This is a genomic window from Mammaliicoccus sp. JADD-157 (genome assembly GCF_049310805.1).
GTDB lineage: Bacteria > Bacillota > Bacilli > Staphylococcales > Staphylococcaceae > Mammaliicoccus > Mammaliicoccus lentus.
In genome coordinates, this window is the sequence record NZ_JBMOVZ010000009.1 from 1 (window position 1) to 3,343 (window position 3,343).

The 3,343-nt window shown below is 29.6% G+C and carries 3 protein-coding genes and 1 pseudogene; all 4 read left to right on the forward strand.

Translation table 11 applies throughout. From position 1 onward, the window contains the following. On the forward strand, positions 1-747 hold a 747-nt coding region (locus tag ACO6VN_RS15055; RefSeq protein WP_422404835.1), incomplete at its 5' end, for a replication initiation factor domain-containing protein. A gap of 6 nt (positions 748-753) precedes the next feature. Next, entirely contained in the window at positions 754-1,176 is a 423-nt protein-coding gene (locus tag ACO6VN_RS15060) for an NUDIX hydrolase (protein WP_153983591.1), read from the forward strand. Between the two features lie 215 nt (positions 1,177-1,391). Beyond that, positions 1,392-2,609, forward strand: a complete 1,218-nt coding sequence (gene mobV / locus ACO6VN_RS15065; RefSeq protein ID WP_303266035.1) for a MobV family relaxase — start codon at positions 1,392-1,394, stop codon at positions 2,607-2,609. 418 nt (positions 2,610-3,027) lie between these two features. Continuing rightward, a pseudogene (locus ACO6VN_RS15070) lies at positions 3,028-3,343 on the forward strand (replication initiation protein); the annotation flags it as partial.

The following is a 3,343-nucleotide window of genomic DNA, read 5'->3' on the forward strand; positions in this document are numbered from 1 at the left end:
GAATTTATGAGTGTGGAGCCACAAATTAGACTTTGGGATATATTACAAACTAAATTTAAAGCTAAAGCTCTACAAGAAAAAGTCTATATTGAATATGACAAAGTAAAAGCAGATACGTGGGATAGACGTAATATGCGTGTTGAATTTAATCCAAATAAACTTACGCATGAAGAAATGCTTTGGTTAAAACAAAATATTATTGATTACATGGAAGATGACGGTTTTACAAGATTAGATTTAGCTTTTGATTTTGAAGATGATTTAAGTGATTATTATGCAATGACTGACAAATCAGTTAAGAAAACTATTTTTTATGGTCGTAACGGTAAACCAGAAACGAAATATTTTGGTGTTCGTGATAGTGATAGATTTATTAGAATTTATAATAAAAAACAAGAGCGTAAGGATAATGCAGATATTGAAGTTATTTCAGAACATTTATGGCGTGTAGAGATTGAATTAAAAAGAGATATGGTTGATTATTGGAACGATTGTTTTAATGATTTACATATTTTGAAACCTGCTTGGAATACTTTAGAAAAAATTAACGAGCAAGCTATGGTTTATACTTTGTTACATGAAGAAAGCATGTGGGGAAAACTAAGTAAGAATACTAAGTATAAATTTAAAAATTTAATTAAAGAAATTTCGCCGGTTGATTTAACGGACTTAATGAAATTGACTTTAAAAGCGAACGAAAAACAATTGCAAAAACAAATTGATTTTTGGTTAATGAAAAGGAGGTGATATTGGATGAATGAAGTGAAAGTGGTTTACGGGTTAGTTAAGAATGAGAATAATGAAGTGCTTGCTGTTCATAATATTAAACATAATACTTGGAGTTTGCCTGGAGGATCAGTTGAGGAAAAAGAAACTTTAAAAGACGCTGTAATAAGAGAGTTTTGGGAGGAAACTGGTTTTGATGTTGAGGTTAAAAATATAGTTGCTGTTAACGAAGTTAAAATTTTAAATCATGATAACCATGCGTTATGTATAACTTTTGATTGTGAAATAGTTGGTGGGAACATTAATAATAATTCACCAACAGAAATTTCAAACATAAAATGGATAAAAAGTAGTGAGATTGATAATTATATTAGATATTACAAATCTCCTATTAGAGATTTATTTAATTATCAAGCTCAATATTTTTATGAAGGTGAATTTGAAATATAATTTTGCAACCACATTTTTGGTTGCATAGGTTTTGAATTTGAATTTGGGTTTGAACTATGAGTGGCTAGCAATGTGCCACTCATTTTTTGCGTAAGCAAAAACTAGCCTCGCAGAGCACACGGTTTAACGACTTAATTACGAAGTAAATAAGTCTAGTGTGTTATACTTTATATATTAAAGACTGTAAAATCTTGTGCTTAGGGGGTAATTTTGTTTTGTCTTATTCAATTATTCGAATTGCAAAAGTGAAATCAAATACAAATACAACTGGCATACAAAGACACGTTCAAAGAGAAAATAAAAATTATGAAAACATGGATATTGATTTAGAAAAATCATATTTAAATTACGATTTAGTTAATCAAAAAAAGCAAAATTTTAATGAACTGATTGATAAAAAAATTGAAGAAAATTATACAGGAAAACGAAAAATTAGAAAGGACGCAGTAAAACATATTGATGGTTTAATTACATCAGATAATGGCTTTTTTAATCATCAATCGTTAGAAGATACGCAAAAGTTTTTTGAGCATGCAAAGACATTTTTAGAACAAGAATATGGCAAAGATAATTTATTATATGCAACTGTTCATATGGACGAAAAAACACCACATATGCATTTTGGTATTGTACCAATTACTCAAGATGGTCGATTAAGTGCTAAAGATGTAGTAGGAAATAAAAAAGCATTAACACAATTTCAAGATCGTTTTAATCAATATATTAATGAGCAGGGTTATAATTTAGAACGTGGACAATCAAGACAACTAACGAATAAAAAACATGAACAAGTGAGTCGTTATAAACAAAAAACGGACTATCATAGACAAGAATATGAACATGAGAGCCAAAAATTAGATGATATTAAGCAAAAGAATGAAACTATGCTACAAGAGTATCAAAAAGCATTAGATACGCTTAAAACGCCTTTAAATGTTCCATATGAGTTAGAGAAAGAAAAAGTCGGTGGCTTGTTTAATAAAGAGTTACAAGAAACAGGTAATGTGGTCATCAGTCATGATGATTTTATGCAATTTCAAGAACAAATAAAAGCAGCACAATTAATTACAGATGATTATGAATATATTAAATCTGGAAAAGCATTAAGGGATAAAGATGAACAGATACAAGAGAGACAAAAACAATATGATGATTTGGCGAAATCATCAGAGAAATTAATAAAGAATTATGAAGTGATGGAAGAATTTACGAATAACATGAAAAAGGCAATGGAACTTATCAAAATATTATTAAAAGAATTAGAACGTTTATTAGGAAGAGATGCTTATGCGAAAAGAATTAATGAACTGACAGAAGATAATTCTGATATAAGAAAATTAGCAGCAGGTATAGATGGACAAATGAATCCAGAATATTATCCAAACGAACAAAAGGAAGAGCAACAACAAAGACATCGGGGTATGAGTAGATAAAAAGTAAAGGGAGCAATTATGCTGAGAAAACTTATTGTTTGGAATGAGCGATATGTTAGCTAACAGAGTTAGCGAGTTGGTTGGTGGTTTGTTGGGATTAATCCCAACGAAGTACCAACTCAACAACATATCAAGCTCTGTTGGTTCCAAACAATAAGGAAATTGGAATAATGCAACAAAAAGAAAAGACCTAGTCTAAATAGACCAAGCCTTTTGATAGTGTTATATTAATAACAAAATAAAAAGAAGTCGCTCACGCCCTGACCAAAGTTTGTGATAGCGACTTACCTAAAGAAAAAAACACTAAGTTGTTTTTTATATATTTTGTATATCTAGATATTAAACGATATAAGTTTATTCTTCAAGATATATATTCGGGTGAGCGACTTCTTAAATTAAATTAAGGAGTCGATTTTTTATGTATAAAAATAATCATGCAAATCATTCAAATCATTTGGAAAATCACGATTTAGACAATTTTTCTAAAACCGGCTACTCTAATAGCCGGTTAAGTGGTCAAACTTTGGGAAAATCTCAACCAAAATTAAGCTTTGATGCTATGACTATCGTTGGAAATCTTAATAAAAATAATGCTCACAAACTGTCTGAATTTATGAGTGTGGAGCCACAAATTAGACTTTGGGATATATTACAAACTAAATTTAAAGCTAAAGCTCTACAAGAAAAAGTCTATATTGAATATGACAAAGTAAAAGCAGATACGTGGGATAGAC

What these genes read in the sequence shown, in the direction of transcription:
- ACO6VN_RS15060 (WP_153983591.1), top strand. Translation starts at nt 754, where the DNA reads ATGAATGAAGTGAAAGTGGTTTACGGGTTAGTTAAGAATGAGAATAAT.